Annotated in this window: 1 pseudogene; it reads right to left on the reverse strand. The window is 78.6% G+C overall.

The window, feature by feature from the left end:
* A pseudogene (locus QWY28_RS23995) lies at window positions 1–224 on the reverse strand (hypothetical protein); the annotation flags it as partial.

Consider the following 224-nt stretch of genomic DNA (forward strand, 5'->3'; position numbering starts at 1 on the left):
CCGGGCGACGGCGACCGGCTCGGCGTGCACCCAGGAGCGCAGCAGGTAGAGCCGCCACAGGCACCCGGCGAGCGAGTCGGCCGGCGCGCCGGACCACACCACGGCGATGGTCTCGATGCCCACGGTCTCGGCCAGCCGCAGCAGCCGCTCGGCCACCGCGGAGTCCCCGCTGGCACGGGCGCCGCGGACGAGCAGGACGGCCGCCCGGTCGGCGGCCTCGGTCA

Source organism: Nocardioides oceani (assembly GCF_030412965.1).
Taxonomy (GTDB): Bacteria; Actinomycetota; Actinomycetes; order Propionibacteriales; family Nocardioidaceae; genus Nocardioides; species Nocardioides oceani.